The 18033-nt window shown below is 41.5% G+C and carries 12 protein-coding genes; 5 read left to right on the forward strand and 7 right to left on the reverse strand.

The genetic code is table 11. The features are described from left to right. Positions 1 to 218 precede the first annotated feature (218 nt). Positions 219 to 2264, reverse strand: coding sequence for a M16 family metallopeptidase (locus tag AC3IRX_RS10410; protein WP_489210233.1), 2046 nt, complete (start codon positions 2262 to 2264; stop codon positions 219 to 221). 19 nt (positions 2265 to 2283) lie between these two features. Next, a complete protein-coding gene (locus tag AC3IRX_RS10415; RefSeq protein ID WP_489210235.1) occupies positions 2284 to 3621 on the reverse strand; it encodes a M16 family metallopeptidase in 1338 nt (445 codons plus the stop codon). 342 nt (positions 3622 to 3963) lie between these two features. Here AC3IRX_RS10415 and AC3IRX_RS10420 point away from each other — a divergent pair, with 342 nt between their 5' ends. Then, positions 3964 to 6300, forward strand: a complete 2337-nt coding sequence (locus AC3IRX_RS10420) for an ATP-dependent helicase (protein ID WP_489210237.1) — start codon at positions 3964 to 3966, stop codon at positions 6298 to 6300. Between the two features lie 48 nt (positions 6301 to 6348). On the opposite strand, the gene AC3IRX_RS10425 is transcribed toward AC3IRX_RS10420, so the two are convergent. Together AC3IRX_RS10425 and AC3IRX_RS10430 are read right to left on the reverse strand one after the other, a co-directional pair. Continuing rightward, the gene (locus AC3IRX_RS10425) at positions 6349 to 6732 is read right to left on the reverse strand and encodes a DUF3037 domain-containing protein (protein ID WP_489210239.1); all 384 of its coding nucleotides are present in this window, start codon (positions 6730 to 6732) and stop codon (positions 6349 to 6351) included. Continuing rightward, on the reverse strand, positions 6719 to 7498 hold the full coding sequence (locus AC3IRX_RS10430; RefSeq protein ID WP_489210241.1) for a HipA family kinase: 780 nt from the start codon (positions 7496 to 7498) through the stop codon (positions 6719 to 6721). Before AC3IRX_RS10430 ends, AC3IRX_RS10425 begins: the two co-directional genes overlap by 14 nt. Positions 7499 to 7607: 109 nt before the next feature. Here AC3IRX_RS10430 and polA point away from each other — a divergent pair, with 109 nt between their 5' ends. The 4 genes from polA (at position 7608) to AC3IRX_RS10450 (ending at position 15041) form a co-directional block, all read left to right on the forward strand. Further along, positions 7608 to 10445 carry a DNA polymerase I gene (polA, locus tag AC3IRX_RS10435; protein WP_489210243.1) on the forward strand — a complete coding sequence of 946 codons (2838 nt, stop codon included), beginning with the start codon at positions 7608 to 7610 and terminating at the stop codon, positions 10443 to 10445. A 63-nt stretch (positions 10446 to 10508) separates the two neighbouring features. Beyond that, positions 10509 to 13367, forward strand: a complete 2859-nt coding sequence (locus tag AC3IRX_RS10440) for a M16 family metallopeptidase (protein ID WP_489210245.1) — start codon at positions 10509 to 10511, stop codon at positions 13365 to 13367. Between the two features lie 99 nt (positions 13368 to 13466). After that, positions 13467 to 13934 (forward strand): nucleoside deaminase, encoded by a 468-nt coding sequence (locus AC3IRX_RS10445; protein WP_489210246.1) that lies wholly within the window; start codon positions 13467 to 13469, stop codon positions 13932 to 13934. 273 nt (positions 13935 to 14207) lie between these two features. After that, positions 14208 to 15041, forward strand: a complete 834-nt coding sequence (locus AC3IRX_RS10450; RefSeq protein WP_489210248.1) for a TerC family protein — start codon at positions 14208 to 14210, stop codon at positions 15039 to 15041. Positions 15042 to 15257: 216 nt separating this feature from the next. On the opposite strand, the gene AC3IRX_RS10455 is transcribed toward AC3IRX_RS10450, so the two are convergent. From AC3IRX_RS10455 to AC3IRX_RS10465, 3 genes are all read right to left on the reverse strand, one after another. Continuing rightward, positions 15258 to 16142: a flavin reductase family protein gene (locus tag AC3IRX_RS10455; RefSeq protein WP_489210250.1), complete on the reverse strand. Its 885-nt coding sequence runs from the start codon at positions 16140 to 16142 to the stop codon at positions 15258 to 15260. Positions 16143 to 16194: 52 nt separating this feature from the next. Further along, on the reverse strand, positions 16195 to 17442 hold the full coding sequence (gene fahA, locus AC3IRX_RS10460) for a fumarylacetoacetase (protein WP_489210252.1): 1248 nt from the start codon (positions 17440 to 17442) through the stop codon (positions 16195 to 16197). A gap of 102 nt (positions 17443 to 17544) precedes the next feature. Then, on the reverse strand, positions 17545 to 17991 hold the full coding sequence (locus AC3IRX_RS10465) for a hypothetical protein (RefSeq protein WP_459084379.1): 447 nt from the start codon (positions 17989 to 17991) through the stop codon (positions 17545 to 17547). Positions 17992 to 18033 lie beyond the last annotated feature (42 nt).

The raw sequence follows: 18033 nt of genomic DNA on the forward strand, positions 1-18033 counted from the left end.
AATTAGGTTGCAAATATACTCATTTAGTTCTATTTCCCAAAACTATAAGGCGTAAAACTTTGGTTCGGGGGGTCTTTTTAAACCTTGGGGCTAGCCAGATGAAAAAAGCCGTCTCAAAATTTATTTTGAGACGGCCCGCTTTCGTTCTTTGCCTTGTGTATTCTCCCTATGTTAGGGAATTAAGGTTAGATCTCGGATGGGATGCACTACCTAGCGATTTATTTAAAATCGGCTGGCGTTACATTTTTATTCATTTCTACTTTGGTCACAACCATTGTGAAGGATTGTGGACCTGCCTGCGTTTCAAGTGTCGTTGGAATTTGAATCCCGTCGAATGCCTTGTAATCTTTGTATAGTGTAGTGGAAAGAATATCGCCTTGAGGTGTAGAAATAGTCTGCTCCGTTTTAGCAAGTTCACCGGTTTTCACATTGAAATACTCGATTTTTTTTGCATCGGCATTGGATACTTTGTAGTAATCCACACCCGCTTCGCTAACTTGTCCATCCACTTTGCTTTTTGCAAAAGCAGGAGAAAGTACTGGGAAAACAGTATTGTAATCTTTTAGTCCTTTGACTTGCTCTGGAGTGAAATCAATTTTTTGTCCCATTTGAGAAACGTATCCTGCATTTCCATCAAAGACATTTTTGATTTCGATTCCCATGATTTTGATTAAAGTAAGGGATTTATCTGGAAACTCGTATTTTCCTGTGAATTCTCCTTCCATGTTCATCATGCTCATTTTGCCTTCTTGAACCATGGTTTTTACTTTGCTAACTGCTGCGGCACCGCCAACAAATTCAAGGTATTTTGCCTTGATTTCGTCCGTCGTTACATTGACCTGCTTTTTAGCCGTCGCAGGATCTGCAATTGTATTTCCGTAAGAATCATAGAAATTGATTGGATATCCTAATTTACGTAAACTTGGAGCGATTTCTTCTGCTTTTCCTGTCACAATAATTCTTGCCTGCTCAGGTTTGAAGTATTTCTTGGCTACTCGAAGTACGTCATCCACGCTCACTTTGTTAATGTTCTGAATGTAGGATGCATAGAAATTCTTGTCTAGGTCATTCGTTTTTGTGGTTAAAGCTTGGCTTGCCACGGTTTGAGGACGCTCAAGGGATAATACGAAGTTGCCTAAGAATTTAGCCTTTACATTTTCAAGTTCCGTTTGATCAACTTTGTTCAAAGTCATGCCTTTGATTTCTTTGATCGTTTCGACCACTGCCGAATCCGTCACGTTATTTCGAACCGTTGTACTGGTCATAAAACGACCGATATATCTCGAGTCATAAACGCCACCTCTTGCCCCGTAAGTCCAACCGTGAGCTTCACGAAGATTCATGTTCAATTTGGAATTAAAGTCACCCCCTAAGATGGTAGATGCCACTTGAACCGCATAATAGTCTGGGTCTTTCTTTGTTAGTTGAACAGGGTAGGCCACTGAAATAACAGATTGAACGGCATTAGGCATGTTCACAACGTCTACTTCCGTTTTTGTTACAGAAGCGACACTAGGAAGTGCTGGGATCGCAAGGTTCCCCGCTTTCCAGGAAGAGAACTGTTTTTCTGCTAAAGCTTTTGCGTCTTTTGCATTAATGTCTCCTACAAATACAAGGTATGCGTTGTTTGGTTTGTAGTATTTGTTATAATACTCTTTTACATCTTGTAAGGTGATTGCGGAGATTTTCTCTTCGGTATCGTACTCTGCGAAAGGATGGGTTTTTCCGTAGGTTAAAACACTAGTCATACGAGAGGCTGCTGCATCCACACTTTTCGCATCGGCTTTAAGACCTTCTATATAACGTGCTTTCACTGCATCAAACTCAGCCTGCGAGAAGTTCGGATTTAGAGCTCCGTCTGCAAAATAACCGAAGATTTCATTGAAATATTTGGTTAAAGCGGAAGCGCTAGCGCCTTCGCTATAATAGCTTACACGTGCACCTAATTGTTCGATTTTATTGTTGAACTCATCTTTGGAAAGACTTTGCGTTCCGGTTCCTAGCATTTCTCCTAGAAGACCGTCCACTCCTTTCTTCGCACCTAAAGCAAAGGGTTTGTTGTCAATGCTTAGCGTGGTGCTAATTCGTGGAAGTTTATTGTTCTCAACGACAATGACCGTTAATCCATTCTTTAATTTGAATTCATTCGATTTTCCGAGGTTTACCACAGGAGCGGGTCCTGGTTTTGGCATCGGTCTGTCGATTTGTGCACTAAACGACACAGCGACCAACGCCAGGGCAAGGGATATTATTTTTGTTCTCATAGAAATTCTCTGTTAATAATTAGTTGGTTTTTTTGTCTTTCGTGGATTCAGGTAAGTAATTCACGATGACACGTTGGTTTTTGCCTAGGTATTTTTTAGCGACCTCTCTAATGTCCTCTCTTGAGACCGATTGGTAGGTTTTCAGTTGCGTATTAATTTTGTTCGTATCGCCTTGAAGCATGTAAGCGTCTGCAAGTTGATGTGCGATGTTTTCTACGCCAGAACGCTGAGACACAAAACCATTTTCTACCGTGTTAAGTAGTTTTTGGTAGTCAGACTCGGAGATAAGGTCCGTTTGAACTTTCTCAATGTCTTGCTGGATGTCCGCTTCTAATTTCTCTAGGGGTACTGCTCCTTGTGGAAGCACGCCAATGGTATAGATTCCATAATCTTCCATTTGACGGTTAAAGGCGAAGATTTGCAACGCTTCTTTTTTCTCGTCTACATATTTTTTATATAAAACAGAACTTTTTCCTCCTGACAAGTAAGTCGATAGCATGTCTAATGCGACTGCGTCTTTCGACTTGTTGTCTGGCGTTCTATAGTTGATGGCAAGTAAAGGAATTTGAATGTTGCTATCGTATTCCGTTACGCGACGCTCTTGAGTGATAGGCGTTTCTTTCGGAAAGTTTTTCGTTAGCGGAGCTCCTTTTGGAATGTTTCCGAAATACTGTTGAATCATTTTCTTAGCCTCTGGCGTTTTGAAATCTCCCGCCACGACAAGCACGGCATTGTTAGGGATGTAAAACGTTTTGCTAAAATGTTTGAAGTCTTCTAATTTCGCACTGCTCAAATCTTCAAAAGATCCAATGACGCTCCAACGGTACGGGTGCTTATCAAAAATATGGGGAGACAAAGCCTCACCGTAACTAAAACGGCCGTAAGGTTGATTGTCTAGCCTTTGTCTTTTTTCTTCTTGTACGACTTCTTTTTGCGTGTCTACACCCACTTGGTTGATAATAGGCTGTAGCAATCGGTCGGATTCCATCCAAAGTCCTAACTCAAGGTTATTGGACGGGAAGGTTTCATAATAGTACGTACGGTCTGTGGTTGTATTGGCATTGTTTGAGCCTCCATGAGCGGAAACAATTTTAAACCATTCTCCACGATCGATGTTATGAGTTCCCTCAAATAATAAATGTTCGAAGAAATGGGCGAACCCTGTTTTCCCTGCCTGCTCATCTTTCGAGCCTACGTGGTACATTACCGAGGTCGTTACGACGGGCGCCGTATTGTCCTGGTGAAGAATCACGTGAAGACCGTTGTCTAAATCGTATTCTTCAAATTTAATTTGCTGTGCGCTTACAAATGCCCCAAGTAGGGCAATGGCCGCAGCAGAAAGAAGTTTTTTGTTCATAGTATGAATTTTGTAGTATATAGGTGGTTTTTTTAAACCAAATGTTACATTTTGCTCGTTTATAAAGATAAAAAAAATATACGATTCCCAAAGGGGTTTTCAGTACATTTTTATTAATCTTACAAAATCTGCCGTTTTGAACTTCTCCTTTTTCTGTTTTGTTCGTATTTTTATGAAGTGAAGGTTCGCCCGTTTTCCATGGGACTGTCCTTAAGATCGAAATTTTGTTGGGAATCGTTTTTCAATCGTTTTCGATTCCTGGGAAAACAGAAATTGTTTTGTCAAAAAAGCGAGAAAATATTTCCTTAACTTTGTAAATTCTAATATTTTTCACTCAACATAATGGATTACCTTAAAGGATTAAACGAAGCCCAACACGAAGCAGTTATTACTACAAAAGGACCTCTTATGGTGCTTGCCGGAGCGGGTTCTGGTAAAACCCGGGTGCTTACTATGCGCATTGCGCATCTCATTACCCAAGGGGTAAGTCCTTTCCATATCTTGGCTCTGACCTTTACCAACAAAGCAGCCAAGGAAATGAAGGAGAGGATCGCAAAAGTGGTGGGTCACAGTGATGCCAAGTCGTTATGGATGGGAACTTTTCACTCTGTCTTTGCAAGAATTTTAAGGAGCGAAGCGATGCTTCTTGGATTTCCGTCTAATTTTACCATATACGATGCGCAGGATTCTTTGAATGTGCTTAAAAAAGTTTTGAAAGAACTCTCTATTGACCAGGACCTTTACAAACCGAAAAAAGTTCTGAGTCGGATTTCTAATTATAAAAATAATTTAATCACTGTAAAGGCCTATTTTAACAATCCGGAGCTTATTGAAGCGGATGAAAAGGCCAATATGAAATCCATGGGTGCGATTTACAAAAGATACGTCGAAACTTGCTACCGGAATGGAGCCATGGATTTTGACGATTTGCTGTTAAGAACGAATGAACTGCTTACTCGTTTTCCCGAAGTTCTTGCAAAATACCAAGATCGATTCCGCTATATTTTAGTAGACGAGTACCAAGATACCAACCATTCTCAGTATTTAATTGTGAAGGCTCTTGCCTCCAAATTTGAAAACATTTGTGTCGTTGGAGACGATGCGCAAAGTATCTATTCCTTTCGAGGGGCGAACATCTATAATATCTTGAATTTTAAGAAAGATTACCCAGATGCGGTGACTGTGGCACTAGAACAAAATTACCGTTCTACTCAAAACATAGTCGACGCTGCGAACGACGTTATTGCCAAAAATACCCAACAGTTCAAGAAAAATGTTTTCAGTGACAATGAAATTGGTGAGAAAATAAAAGTGTACCGGGCGCTTTCCGATGCGGACGAAGCCGGATTCGTCGCGGGAAACATTTGGCAACTGCACAATTCCGAGCAAAAGAACTTTAGTGATTTTGCCATTCTTTATAGGACCAATTCTCAGACAAGAGCATTTGAAGATGCACTCAGAAAGAAAAACATTCCGTACCGAGTCTACGGAGGCCTTTCTTTCTATCAAAGAAGAGAAGTGAAAGACCTATTGGCTTATCTACGCCTGCTTGTCAATGAAAACGACAACGAAGCTTTTAGCCGAATCGTAAATTATCCTACCCGGGGAATTGGAGAAACGACGCAGAACAAACTGCTCGTTTTTGCAGATTCAAGAAACCTAAGCCTGTCTGCGGTATTAGCGGATCTGCCTACGTATGCTCCTAGTTTAGGTTTAAACAATGGAGTCCTTAGGAAGTTAGGAGATTTCTGGAGTATGATTCAGGCTTTTAAGGTCTTATTGAAGTCGGAGGATGTATACCAAGTTGCGATGGAAGTAGCCAAGCGCAGTGGGCTGATCAAATTTCTAAAAGACGACCAAACGCCAGAAGGAATCTCAAGGGTAGAGAATGTGCAAGAGCTTTTAAATTCCATGCGTGGATTCTTAGACGAACAACAACAGATAGAGGATGGTGATCCGAGCCTTAGCAACTTTCTAGGGTCCATCGCGCTCTCGACCGATGCGGATAAGGACAAAGACGACGATCCTAACAAAGTGTCTCTAATGACCATTCACTTATCCAAAGGGCTAGAGTTTCCAATTGTCCATTTGGTAGGTCTTGAAGAAAATCTATTTCCTAGTTTTATGAGTTCTTCGACCCGAGAAGAACTTGAAGAAGAAAGAAGACTTTTCTATGTGGCCCTAACCCGAGCGGAGAAAAGAGTCTTTTTGACTTATGCGATATCAAGATTCCAATGGGGGAAGATTACCGATGCGGAACCTTCCCGGTTTTTAAGTGAAGTGAATACGAATTACATGGAGTTTATCAATCCTGCAATGGAGAGTCGCTTTGTGAACCATGCAGGGCTCAAGAGTTCACTCTTCGACGACCAAGTAGGAGAGCCTCGAACTTTTCGAAAATTGGAGCCTAAAAAAGCCCTTCGAAAAACCCGAGAAATGGAAGAGTCGAAACTTTCAAAGAATTTAAAACCGGTGACCAGCGCTAGAATTAACGGTCCTAGTGGAACGAGCGATCAAGATATTGAGGTCGGAGACAAAGTGCGTCATGAACGTTTTGGGCTGGGGGAGGTCCTGTTTTTGGACGGAAGCGATCCGAGCAATATCAAAGCCAAGGTAAAATTTCAAAACGAGGGAGAGAAAAACTTAATTTTAAAGTTTGCCAAACTAATTAAGCTTTAATTAGGACCCCTAAGGGGTTGGAGGAGATTGATTCCAGAAACCGTAGCTTTATTGAACCAATTCCTCGAAGAGACGCTCAAAAGTGGCCTGCAGATCTGAACTTTTGCCTGGATGCGGTCTTGAAGTTTGAATGGAACTACTACGAAGTGCCGTAAGCCAGCGAAAACGTTCCGCTAGATCGAGCTCAGCAATCGGTCCAGACGAAGGATCTCCCTTCGCAATGCGTTGAAAGTTTTCTAAACTTTGTTTTACCTCCTGGAAATCCAGTTTGCTTTGCATGAGATTAAATTTCTTTTCACAAAGATGAATGCGAGACTCAATGTATTTTTCTTTTTTTGAGAATAGAATAAGTCCCACGTTAAAAAATTCTTCGCGTTCAACTTGGGGTACCAATCGAATGACCGCGTACTCGTACAATTTATTTTCTTGCATTTTTAGCATGGTCTAGAAATAGGTGTGAGTTATCAAGTCTGGTTTTCAAAAACGTATGGTAAATCTCTCGGATTTCCTGTGGGCTTTGGTCGGTGTCTTCCCACTCGAGCCACTCCACAGGAATTAAATTAACGACCTCCCATAAGCTCTGGTCGTTTAGAATACTCTTTGCAAATTCATCTGCCTGATCGAGTCGATGGGCTTTGGGAAGGAGCACATGGTCTTTCACGTAAGGGAAAGGCGATTTAGCCGCTTGGTCAAAGTTTTGCCAAGAATGATGAAAATAAAGGGAAGCGCCGTTGTCAATGATCCAAAGCTCCTTGTGCCAAAGCAAAAGGTTTGTGTTTTTATAGGTGCGATCAATGTTGGTCATGAAGCAGTCTAACCAAACGATTTTCGAGGCTAATAAATAATCAACTTTCATACTGGGTTCGTAACTAAGGGCACCCGAAAGATAGTGGAGTCCTAGATTAAGTCCCTTTGAGAATTTTAGTAAATCTTGGATTTCTTCGTCTCCTTCGGTTTGACCAAATTCTTCTCCAAGATGAACCAGAACAAGTTCAGGCATGTTTAAGCCAAGTAGTTTTGCAAGGGTTCCTCCAATGAGTTCGGAGATTAGCATTTTAACGCCGTGTCCTGAGCCTTTAAATTTCACAACGTATTTGAAATCGTCGTCGGCTTCGGCAAGAGCCGGCAGACTTCCTCCTTCGCGAAGGGGAAGAATGTAGCGTGTCACGGTGACAGAACGAAGAGATAGATCTTGCATAGGGCAAATTTAGGGTTAAAGTTTCTATTTTGCATGATTTATTTGAAGGAGGCAAAAAGGCGGTTTCAAAGCAAAGGTTGCTGAACTAGTTTTGTTTATCTTTGCCCCTATGTCACAACCACACGATAAACGTCTTTTTTTAGTGGATGCTTTTGCCATGATATTTCGTGGCTACTACGCGCTCATCCGAAGCCCTAGAGTAACAAGTACAGGCATTGATACGTCTGCAATTTTCGGGTTTACCAACTCTCTAATCGAGCTTATCCGTAAGCAGAATCCCACGCATTTGGCGGTGGTTTTTGATGTGGGAAAGGCGAGTGTCAGAACTGAGCAATATGCGGAGTACAAGGCTAACCGGAGCGAGACGCCCGAGGCTATTAAAATCGCCGTTCCGTATATTCATCGAATTTTAGAAGCGATGCATGTGCCAATTTTAGGTGTAGAAGGGTATGAAGCAGATGATGTCATTGGGACCATTGCATGCAAGGCTGAAAAACAGGGGTATACCACCTACATGGTAACGCCTGATAAGGACTTTGCGCAGCTAGTCACGGAGAATATAAAAATCTACAAGCCGGGTTCCCGGGGTGCTGATTTTGAGATCTTAGGGGTTGAGCAAGTAAATGAAAAATACGGGATTAAAGATCCTAAGCAAGTGATCGACTTCCTTGCCATGATGGGAGACGCAGTGGACAATATACCTGGGCTCGAAGGCGTTGGAGAAAAAACAGCAATGAAGTTTTTGCAAACCTACGGCAGCCTTGAAAATCTTTTAGACCACACCCATGAATTGAAAGGGAAACTAAAAGAAAAGGTGGAGAATTCGGCGGAGCGTGGGCGGCTTTCTAAGACGCTTGCCACGATTATTTGCGATGTGCCCATCGATTTTGACCATGAGAAGTACGACCTAGAAACTCCTGATTTTGAGAAAGTAAGAGAAGTGTTTGATGAGATTGAATTCAGAAGACTCTACGAAACCTTATACCGAACTTTTGCCCCTCAGAACTCCACGGAACCAAGCGCGATTTTAGCGGATTCTACGCCTAAAAAGAAAGCTTCGGTTGTGAATCCGGCGCATGGGGTACAGCTAGATCTGTTTGCTGATTTTGAGCAGCTAGAAAGGGCCACTTCAAGCAAACTGACTTTAGAAGAGAATGACCATTTGTATCAAACGATAGACTCTCCCAAGATGCAGCGTATCTTGGTGGAGAATTTGCTCTCGCAAAAGGCGGTTTGTTTTGATACAGAAACGACTTCACTCGATGAATTGCATGCTCAAATGGTGGGGCTTAGTTTTAGTTATAAGAAAGGATTAGGCTATTACATTCCTATTTCCTCGGATTCCACCAAGGCCAGAGAGACCCTCGCACTCTTTCAGCCCTTCTTTGAAAGCAAGGAAGTCATTAAGATTGCGCACAATTTAAAATACGACTACAAAATACTAACCCGCTACGGGATTCAATTTGAGGGTCCTTTGTTTGACACGATGATTGCTCATTACCTATTAAACCCAGACGGGAGACACGGGATGGACTATTTGTCGGAAATGTATTTGAACTACGAGCCTGTACCCCTCGAGCGGTTAATTGGAAAGAAAGGGAAGAATCAATTGTCTTTTGCGGATCTCGATATACAAACTCAAACTTCCTACGCAAGTGAAGATGCAGATGTGACGTTTCAATTGTATGAACTTTTTGCACCTCAATTGGGTGCGGAAGGGCTAGACTCTGTCTTTGAAACCATAGAGATGCCCCTTTTAAAAGTTCTAGCAGGTATGGAGCTAGAAGGAATCCTATTAGACCAAGCGTGGCTCGAAAAGGAAAGTCAAGATTTAGAATCGGATTTGCGCGGTTTAGAGCGTCAGATTTTTGAACTTGTCGATCAGGAGTTTAATCTAAACTCTCCTCGTCAGCTCGGGGAAATCTTATTTGATAAACTCGAGTTAGATGCGAAAGCGAAGAAAACCAAGACCGGACAATATGCCACCTCCGAAGAAGTTTTGCAGAAACTTTCAGGGAAACATGAGGTGATTAAACCCATTTTGGAATACAGAACTTTGCAGAAGCTAAAATCGACCTATGTCGATGCACTTCCGACCCAAATTGATCCCGTGGATCAACGAGTTCATACGCGTTTTTCACAAACCACTGCGGCCACCGGAAGACTTGCTTCGCTCAATCCAAACCTTCAAAATATTCCCATTCGAACTCTTAGAGGACAGCAGATCCGTGGTGCTTTTGTGGCAAAACCCGGATGCAAGATTCTAGCGGCAGACTACTCTCAAATAGAACTTCGACTCATTGCGGAGATTTCAGATGAGACCAATATGCTGAAGGCTTTTCAAGAAGGGGAGGATATTCACGCGGCTACCGCTGCAAAGCTTTTTGATTTGCCAATTCAGGAGGTGTCAAAATCTCAGAGAAGCCAAGCCAAAACGGTGAACTTTGGTATTATTTATGGACAAGGAGCTTTCGCATTGGCGGAGCAAACAGGACTTTCGAGAAAAGAAGCGAAAGCGATGATTGAAGCCTACTACGAATCCTACCCGAAATTAAAAGCTTGGATGGCAAGCCAGGTCGAGAATGCGAAAACAAAAGGGTTTGTCACCACTCTCATGGGACGGAAACGTCATTTGAAAGATATTAATTCTGCCAATTTTGTGGTCAGAGCGCATTCCGAAAGAAATGCGGTCAATGCTCCCATTCAAGGGTCCGCAGCGGACATTATCAAGATGGCAATGATCCGAATCGATCAAAAATTGAAAGAACAAAATTTAGAAACCAAAATGCTCTTGCAAGTGCATGACGAATTGGTGTTTGAGGTTCCTGAGAATGAACTTGAATTGACCACAGAACTCGTGCGCCACGAAATGGAAAATGCGGTGGAAACGGCGGTACCTTTAACCGTTGAGATTGGCGTTGGCGATACATGGCTAGAGGCCCATTAAATTTATAAAATAAACAAAATAGGGGGCTACGTCAAAAAGTGCCCCTTTTGACGATAGATTAGTATGACACAATACGAAGAAAAATGCGCAACCGATGCAAACGGGTACACCTACGAGTGGATCGAAAATGACGCCCACAAGGTGAGACTTTATACCCTAAAAAATGGACTAAAAGTTTATTTGGCAAGCAACTCAGAGCACCCAAGAATTCAAACCTATATCGCGGTCCGTACAGGAAGTAACCGAGATCCTAAAGACAATACGGGGCTTGCCCATTATCTTGAACATATGCTTTTCAAAGGAACCTCTAATATCGGTACTATAGATTGGGAGAAAGAATCCTTGTTAATCAATCAAATTTCAGAACTCTACGAAGAGCATAAAAAGGCCACTGCTGACAAGAAAAAGGAAATCTACAAGCAAATCGATGCTCTTTCCCATAAGGCAAGTAGCTATGCGATTGCAGGGGAATACGACAAATTGGTTTCCTCTTTAGGGGCAACTGGAACCAATGCACATACATGGCTTGATGAAACGGTTTACAAAAACGCAATCCCTTCCAATGAGTTGGAGCGATGGCTTAAAGTAGAACGAGAGCGATTTGGAGAATTGGTTCTTCGTCTTTTTCATACCGAATTAGAAACGGTATACGAAGAATTTAACCGAGCGCAAGATCAAGACTCTCGTCAGGTGAACGATACGATGATGAGTTTGCTTTTCCCTACCCATCCCAACGGACAGCAAACGACCTTAGGGAAGGCAGAGCATTTGAAGAATCCTTCCATGAAGGCGATTCATGCCTATTTTGATCAGTATTATGTACCGAACAACTATGCGATGGTTCTTGTAGGCGATCTTCAATTCGAAGAGACCATTGAAATGGTGGATCGGTATTTCGGAACTCTTAAGCCCGTGGAGCTCCCTCATGATGAAGAAATTGTAGAAAAGCCGCTTACCGAGATTCAGACTTCTGTGATTCAAAGTCCTTCGTCGCCAAGACTGCATTTAGGATGGAGGACGCCGAGCTACGGTAGTCGCGCGTATTATCTTGTAGACATGATTTCAAGTTTGCTTACGAATCGTGGGGAAGTAGGACTTCTTGATTTGGATGTGAATAACAAGCAAAAAGCCCTGTATGCAGGTGCTTATGCCATGGGGTTCAAACATTACGGCATGATTTCGTTGGTTTTAGTACCGAAAGAAAATCAAAGTCTAGCGCAGGGGAAAGCACTGCTTTTCGAGGCGCTAGAAAAAATAAAAAAGGGTGAGTTTCCGGATTGGATGCTTTGGGCCATTGTCAATGATTTTAAACTTCAACAAATTAAAGGTTTAGAGTCTTCTGATGGGCTTGCAACCAATCTCTATCAAACCTATATTCGGGGGCAGTCTTGGAAGGAAGAACTTGAGGAACTTTCTATCTATGAGTCCATCACGAAGCAGGAGATTATGGAATTTGCCAACGAATTTTTCATAGATAATTACGTTGAGATTTTCAAAGAAAAAGGGGAGAATCCTGCCCTTATTCGGGTGGAAAATCCAGGCATTACACCTGTAGAATTGAATCAAGAAGCGCAGAGTGAATTTGCGAAATCCCTTCTTCACATGGCGAGTTCACAAATTGAACCTGAGTTCATCGATTACAAAGCAAAAATCACAACCCGAAATGCAAACGGGAAAACACTGAGCTATGTGAAGAATCCTCTGAACGAAAGGGCGCAACTCTTCTATATTTTTCCAATGGGGAAAGATCATGACAAAACTCTTGAGCTTGCTATTTATCTGCTTCAGTATTTAGGCACCTCAAAATATAGCAATGAAGCCTTAAAATTAGAATTTTTCAAGCTTGGGATCACCTTTGATTTCCAAATTACTTCGGATGAATTGAGCATCGTGCTTTCGGGTCTGGAACAGAACTTAAATGAAGGAATTCGTCTTTTAAACCATTGGATTAAAGAGCTTGAAGCGGACCAAAACGTGTATCAGGAATTTGTTCAGAGCATTGTGGAAAGTCGTGAAGTGGCTAAGAACGACAAAGGAAAGATAAGTAGTGCCCTTAGGAGCTATGCGAAATTCGGTAAAAGTTCACGTCTGAGAGATGTGATTTCGAAAGATGATCTTGAAGTCCTTTCTTGCGCTGAAATTGTGGAAAACACGAAGTCCCTGTTTTCGTTTCCGTACGAACTGTTTTTCTACGGGAATGATTTGGAGGCCCTTGTAGGTCATATAATACCTTTTATCGAACCGGAAACGAGGGAAATACCGAAGCCTCAAACCTACGATACTCCGAAAGGTGAGGGAACTTTATATTTTGTTAATTACGATATGGTCCAGGTTGAACTTTCCAAAGTAGGAAGATCAGAAGTGGTAAATCCGAAAACCTTTGGAATCGCAAATGTATTTAACGAATATTTTGGAAGTGGTCTTTCAAGTATTGTCTTCCAAGAGATTCGGGAGCGTAAAAGTTTAGCTTATTCTGCCTATGCTCAGTACCAAACGGCAAATCGCGTGGGCGAGCCTGATTACTTGCTTAGCTTTTTAGGAACGCAAAGTGATAAATTGAGTATAGCGCTTGATTCAATGGATGAGTTAATGAAAGAACTTCCTTACTATAAGTCCCAATTCGAGAGCTCAAAATCGCAGGCGCTTAAGCGGATTGCTTCGGGAAGGATTCGACGCAGTGCAATATTCAGTAATCACCATCGACTAAAGAAACTAGGCGTTGATTATGACATTCGGGAAGAGATGTACAAACAAATTGAAAGTTTAACTTTTGAACAATTAGCCTCCTTCTACCAAGATCGAATTAACGGTCTGAAGTACAATATGGCTTTGATTGGGAACCGAAAGGAGCTAGATTTTTCTGAACTTGAAACCCTAGGAAAAGTAGTCGAGCTAGATTTAGAAGAGCTATTTAATTTCTAGAAGCCATTTTGGCTTTGCAATCGAATTGCCAGACCCTAAGTTTAGGGCTAAGAAAGTTTAGGTTTTTTACGTAGCTGCTATTTTTCAAAAGTAAGGACTATGGAAAAGGATAGAATGTATATGCTGGAATGCATAGAGCTTGCAAAATTGGCACTTGAAAATGGGAATCCACCTGTTGGGTCTTTGCTTGTGCATGAGCATCAAATTATCGGCAGAGGAATAGAGTCTGGGAAATCCTCCGGTGATATAACAAAGCATGCTGAGATTCTAGCCATACAAGATGCGTTGGAAAATGGCTTTGCGGAGGCTTTGCCTCACAGCATTTTGTACTCGACCCATGAACCTTGTCTCATGTGCTCTTATGTGATTAGACACCATCAAATTGGAAGAATTAGATTTGGATTGCATGTGCCTCATGTAGGGGGTCAATCTTCAGAGTTTAAGATTCTTGAAACCGAAACGATTCCCAAATGGGGTCGAAGGCCACAGATTAAAAGCGGTTTGTTGAAACCCGAATGTGAAATCTTAAACGATCAATTCACCGAGTATCTTTCAAAATTAGAGTAGGTGATTGCTCTAAGTCCTTAGCACGTTTTTCACATGGAAAATAGGCTTCCCTATACTTTGAAGATTCCTTAATTAGGGATTTGCACAAAACCCCTAGGTTTTAAACTTCTGTCTTATAGGATGGTATATAACGCTTGAAGGCTATCTTCTCTAAGTTTTCCCTCTGAGCTTAGAGCAAAATAAATATGGATTTCCTAAGAAAAAACAGGAAGTAAAATAGTTTGTATTTCAATGAGATAAATTATCTTCGATGCTTAAATTAAGATAATTACAATGGATTTATTTGCTGCACTCGATTGGCCCAATTTTGCGGATCCTCAAATTTGGATCTCTCTATTGACTTTGACCTTTTTAGAAATTGTGCTGGGAGTTGACAATATTATTTTCATCTCTATTATATCCGATAAATTACCAAAAGAACGAAGAAGGTTCGCACGGAATATTGGACTTGCGTTTGCCATGATTTTTCGGATTGTTCTCCTTTTAATGATTAGTTGGATTATCGGTTTGAAAGATCCCGTGCTCACACTTGACTGGTTTATGGAGCCTAATGGAGAAGGTCCGTTGGCTTTAAGTTGGAAAGATTTGATTCTTCTGGCGGGAGGTATTTTCCTGATTGGTAAAAGTACATTTGAGATTCATTCGAAGATGCAATTCCAAGAACATGAAGTAAGTTCTTCTTCAAAGTCCGGAGTAAGTGGCCTTATGACCATGGTCGTTCTACAAATCATCCTGATTGACATGGTGTTCTCGCTCGATTCCATTCTAACTGCAATTGGCCTTGTGGATAACGTAATGCTTATGATTATAGCAGTCGTGATTTCCATGGGAATAATGATGCTCTTTGCCGGTCCAATTTCTGCCATTATTAATAAGCATGCGAGCTTGCAAATGCTAGCTTTGGCCTTTTTGGTTGTGATTGGAGTCATGCTTGTCGCAGAAGGGATACATCAGCACGTTAGTAAAAATATTATTTACTCTTGTTTAGCATTTAGTCTTGTCGTTGAAATGCTTAATATTCGTTTCCGGAGCCGCGCCGAGAATCGCAGAAAAATTAGTCCTGAACTCGAAAAGGATTTTGAAATCAAAGATTCGGAGAATCCATAGAGTAGAATCGCATCCTCTCAAAAGGATACAGATCTTGCGGGGCAAAGAATGTGACTCCTGCGAAGATGCATTGGGGAATCTTCCCTATAAGTTCTGCTCAATATCATAGAAGTATACAATACAAGAGCGTGGAGATCCTAGAAAGGTATAAGAATTCCCTCGACATAATTTATGTGAGGGAACCTTTAGGGGGGAGAAGAATTGCTTACGCGGGTCTTATTTCTTAATGATGCTAAAAATGTGTCGCAGAATATCTAATTTTTGATCTTCGTCGGTTGTAGGACGTCTAAGCGTTTTCCAAGCCTGCTCAACCTCTCCCTCAAGGAGAAGAGCCTGCGCTTTAAGATGAATTTGTTTGTCTGAAGAGAAATGGCCTACCGGAACGGTCTCCACATTGGCAAGCAAAGCCAAATCGTTTCCTGTGAGTACGGTACTCGTTAAAATGACTTTGGGCAAATTGTCAAACCCAATTCCCTTTTTAGTTAAAGGTTTTGGGACTTTAAATAAATTGGCCTCATTGTTTCGACCGTAATAGGGACCGCCTAGGCGAGAAACGAGATCTAATTTCATTTGGTCTAGCTTTCCTTTCGAATCCAAGTATTTTGGATCAATGTGAATATGTTCCACTTGGCAGATTACCAAATTCCCAGAGCCCCCTTCCGAGCCTAAGGATTGAACGATAAGAACACGGCATTCAAAATTGACTGGGCATTCCGCAATGAGTTTAGGTTTCACTTTTACACCATCCACCATCGTAAAACCTGCTTTCACAAATTCATTAACCCCTTCTTCGTATTCCGTAGAACTGAGACTCACTTGTTGAACGATGTCGTAATTTACAATACCAATTACCACCTCATTCGTCTCAATTATATTTTCTAAGGTATGTTTCGTTGTGTTGTCACGAACTCTTCGTGAAGGCGAAAATACAAGAATGGGAGGGACCGTAGAAACCATGTTGAAGAAACTGAAAGGGGATAAGTTGGGTTCCCCTTTTTTGCTAATGGTAGAGGCAAGGGCAATAGGCCTAGGCGCAATTGCCGTTTGCATTAAGGTTTGGAGATCTTGCGAACTTAAGTCTTTTGGATCAATTGTTTTCACAGAAATTGTTTTTATAGATTAGAGAAAGGTATAAGGTCTACCCATGTGCTGTTTATTTTGCGGGAAGTATTGTTCCCACAACTTCACCAAAGCCGACACGAATGCCGTCTTTTTCTGCCCAACCTCGCATGGACACCGTATCATGATCCTCTATGAATTTTCGTTTCTGCCCGTCGTTCAGCACGAGGGGCTTTTCTCCGCGGTATGTAAGCTCAAGCATAGATCCAAAAGAATCCGGTTCCGTGCCCGAGATCGTTCCGGAAGCGTACAAGTCCCCTACTTCGACATTGCAACCATTGACCGTATGATGAGCAAGCTGTTGGGCCATGTTCCAGTACATCGTCTTGAAATTTGTTTGGGTAAGGAGTACCTCAGTGCCTTTGTCCGGAGTAAGCCCAACTTCTAAGTTAATATCAAAGTTCTTTTTGCCAGAAGTTCTTAAATACTCTAATACTTCTGGTTCTTGTTTCGGAGATTCAGTTCGGAATGGGTCTAAAGCTTCAAGAGTCACCACCCAAGGGGAGATCGAACTTGCGAAATTCTTGGCAAGGAAAGGACCTAAAGGAACGTATTCCCAAGATTGGATATCCCGAGCCGACCAGTCGTTAAAGAGTACTAAACCAAAAATGGCATCCTCAGCTTGTTCGACACTAATGTGATCGCCCATCTCGGTGTTTTGGTTTACAATAAACCCGAGTTCTAACTCAAAGTCAAGTTGTTTGCACGGTCCAAAGGTAGGAAGTGGTTCTGTTTTCGCTTTGGTTTGCCCTTTGGGCCTAATGATTTCAGTTCCTGAAACCACAATGGAAGAAGCTCTTCCGTGGTAAGCAACCGGCAAATGTTTCCAGTTCGGAAGAAGGGCATTTTCGGGATCGCGGAATAACTTCCCTACGTTTGTGGCATGTTCAATGCTGGAGTAAAAATCTGTGTAATTTGCTACATGCACTGGCATAAGCATTTTTACTTGGTCTAGGTTGAAAAAGCACTCTTCAATGCTTTTTTCGTCCTTCGAAAGAGAAGAGCCTTCCAAAAGCAGAGACTGAATTTTTTCTCGTATGCTTTTTGTGATGGGTTTGCCTAGTTCAATGAGTTCATTAAGAGTGTAGGCTTCAAATATATTGTCCTGAAGTCCATCTACGTCATTGAAATAACCAAAATCATACAAGGTGGCTAGGTCAATGACAATGTCTCCAATTCGGGTTGCGCAAGCGATGTATTCTTTATCGAAAACGGCCACACCAAACGGAATGTTGTGTATAGAGAAGTCTGAATTTTCAGGATAGGATACGAATGATTTCATAAGTTAAATTTAGAACTTAAATATATAAAAAAAAGTTCATAACCTCGAAGGGTTATGAACTTGCTTTTTCTTAGATGTATAAAGCCTTTAGAGCCTTCTACTTTACGGATAGCTAATCCATCGATCTTTGGTGTTTACATCGACCAAAACCAAGGTGTTATCCTTTTCCATTGCAACAAAGTTTTTTGCGATGGGCAGAGGTAGTTTATTTCCTTCAAGCTCATCAAATCGAAAGGATAGAACCCCCGAATCGGATTTGATCACATCTCCTGAAAAGACATTCGAACTACTCTTTTTTAAAGCTTTGTCATCAAATACTTCCACATAGGTTGCTTGATTACCGGTCACGCTTATAATTTGGCGTTCCGTATGGTCTTCAAAATCTTTGATTAAAACAAATTTTTGAGCCTCTAAATCGACGTTCTTCAGTGATTTGAATCCAGGATTTTGCTTTTTCAGTTTGGCTAGACGGTAATTCGCTTTCTCGAACTGTGCGTGCACATTTCCGAAAGCTAAAAATATACCTATCATTAATAATAGTTTTCTCATTGTGTTAATTTTTACCTCAATAAGATTACAAATATCAATCCA

It is taken from the genome of Epilithonimonas sp. KH_059, from assembly GCF_057838485.1.

Bases quoted from the DNA above. Each gene is read 5' to 3' on its own strand.
- AC3IRX_RS10410 (WP_489210233.1), bottom strand. From the start codon at position 2,264: ATGAGAACAAAAATAATATCCCTTGCCCTGGCGTTGGTCGCTGTGTCG.
- AC3IRX_RS10415 (WP_489210235.1), bottom strand. From the start codon at position 3,621: ATGAACAAAAAACTTCTTTCTGCTGCGGCCATTGCCCTACTTGGGGCA.
- AC3IRX_RS10420 (WP_489210237.1), top strand. From the start codon at position 3,964: ATGGATTACCTTAAAGGATTAAACGAAGCCCAACACGAAGCAGTTATT.
- AC3IRX_RS10425 (WP_489210239.1), bottom strand. From the start codon at position 6,732: ATGCAAGAAAATAAATTGTACGAGTACGCGGTCATTCGATTGGTACCC.
- AC3IRX_RS10430 (WP_489210241.1), bottom strand. From the start codon at position 7,498: ATGCAAGATCTATCTCTTCGTTCTGTCACCGTGACACGCTACATTCTT.
- polA (WP_489210243.1), top strand. From the start codon at position 7,608: ATGTCACAACCACACGATAAACGTCTTTTTTTAGTGGATGCTTTTGCC.
- AC3IRX_RS10440 (WP_489210245.1), top strand. From the start codon at position 10,509: ATGACACAATACGAAGAAAAATGCGCAACCGATGCAAACGGGTACACC.
- AC3IRX_RS10445 (WP_489210246.1), top strand. From the start codon at position 13,467: ATGGAAAAGGATAGAATGTATATGCTGGAATGCATAGAGCTTGCAAAA.
- AC3IRX_RS10450 (WP_489210248.1), top strand. From the start codon at position 14,208: ATGGATTTATTTGCTGCACTCGATTGGCCCAATTTTGCGGATCCTCAA.
- fahA (WP_489210252.1), bottom strand. From the start codon at position 17,442: ATGAAATCATTCGTATCCTATCCTGAAAATTCAGACTTCTCTATACAC.
- AC3IRX_RS10465 (WP_459084379.1), bottom strand. From the start codon at position 17,991: ATGAGAAAACTATTATTAATGATAGGTATATTTTTAGCTTTCGGAAAT.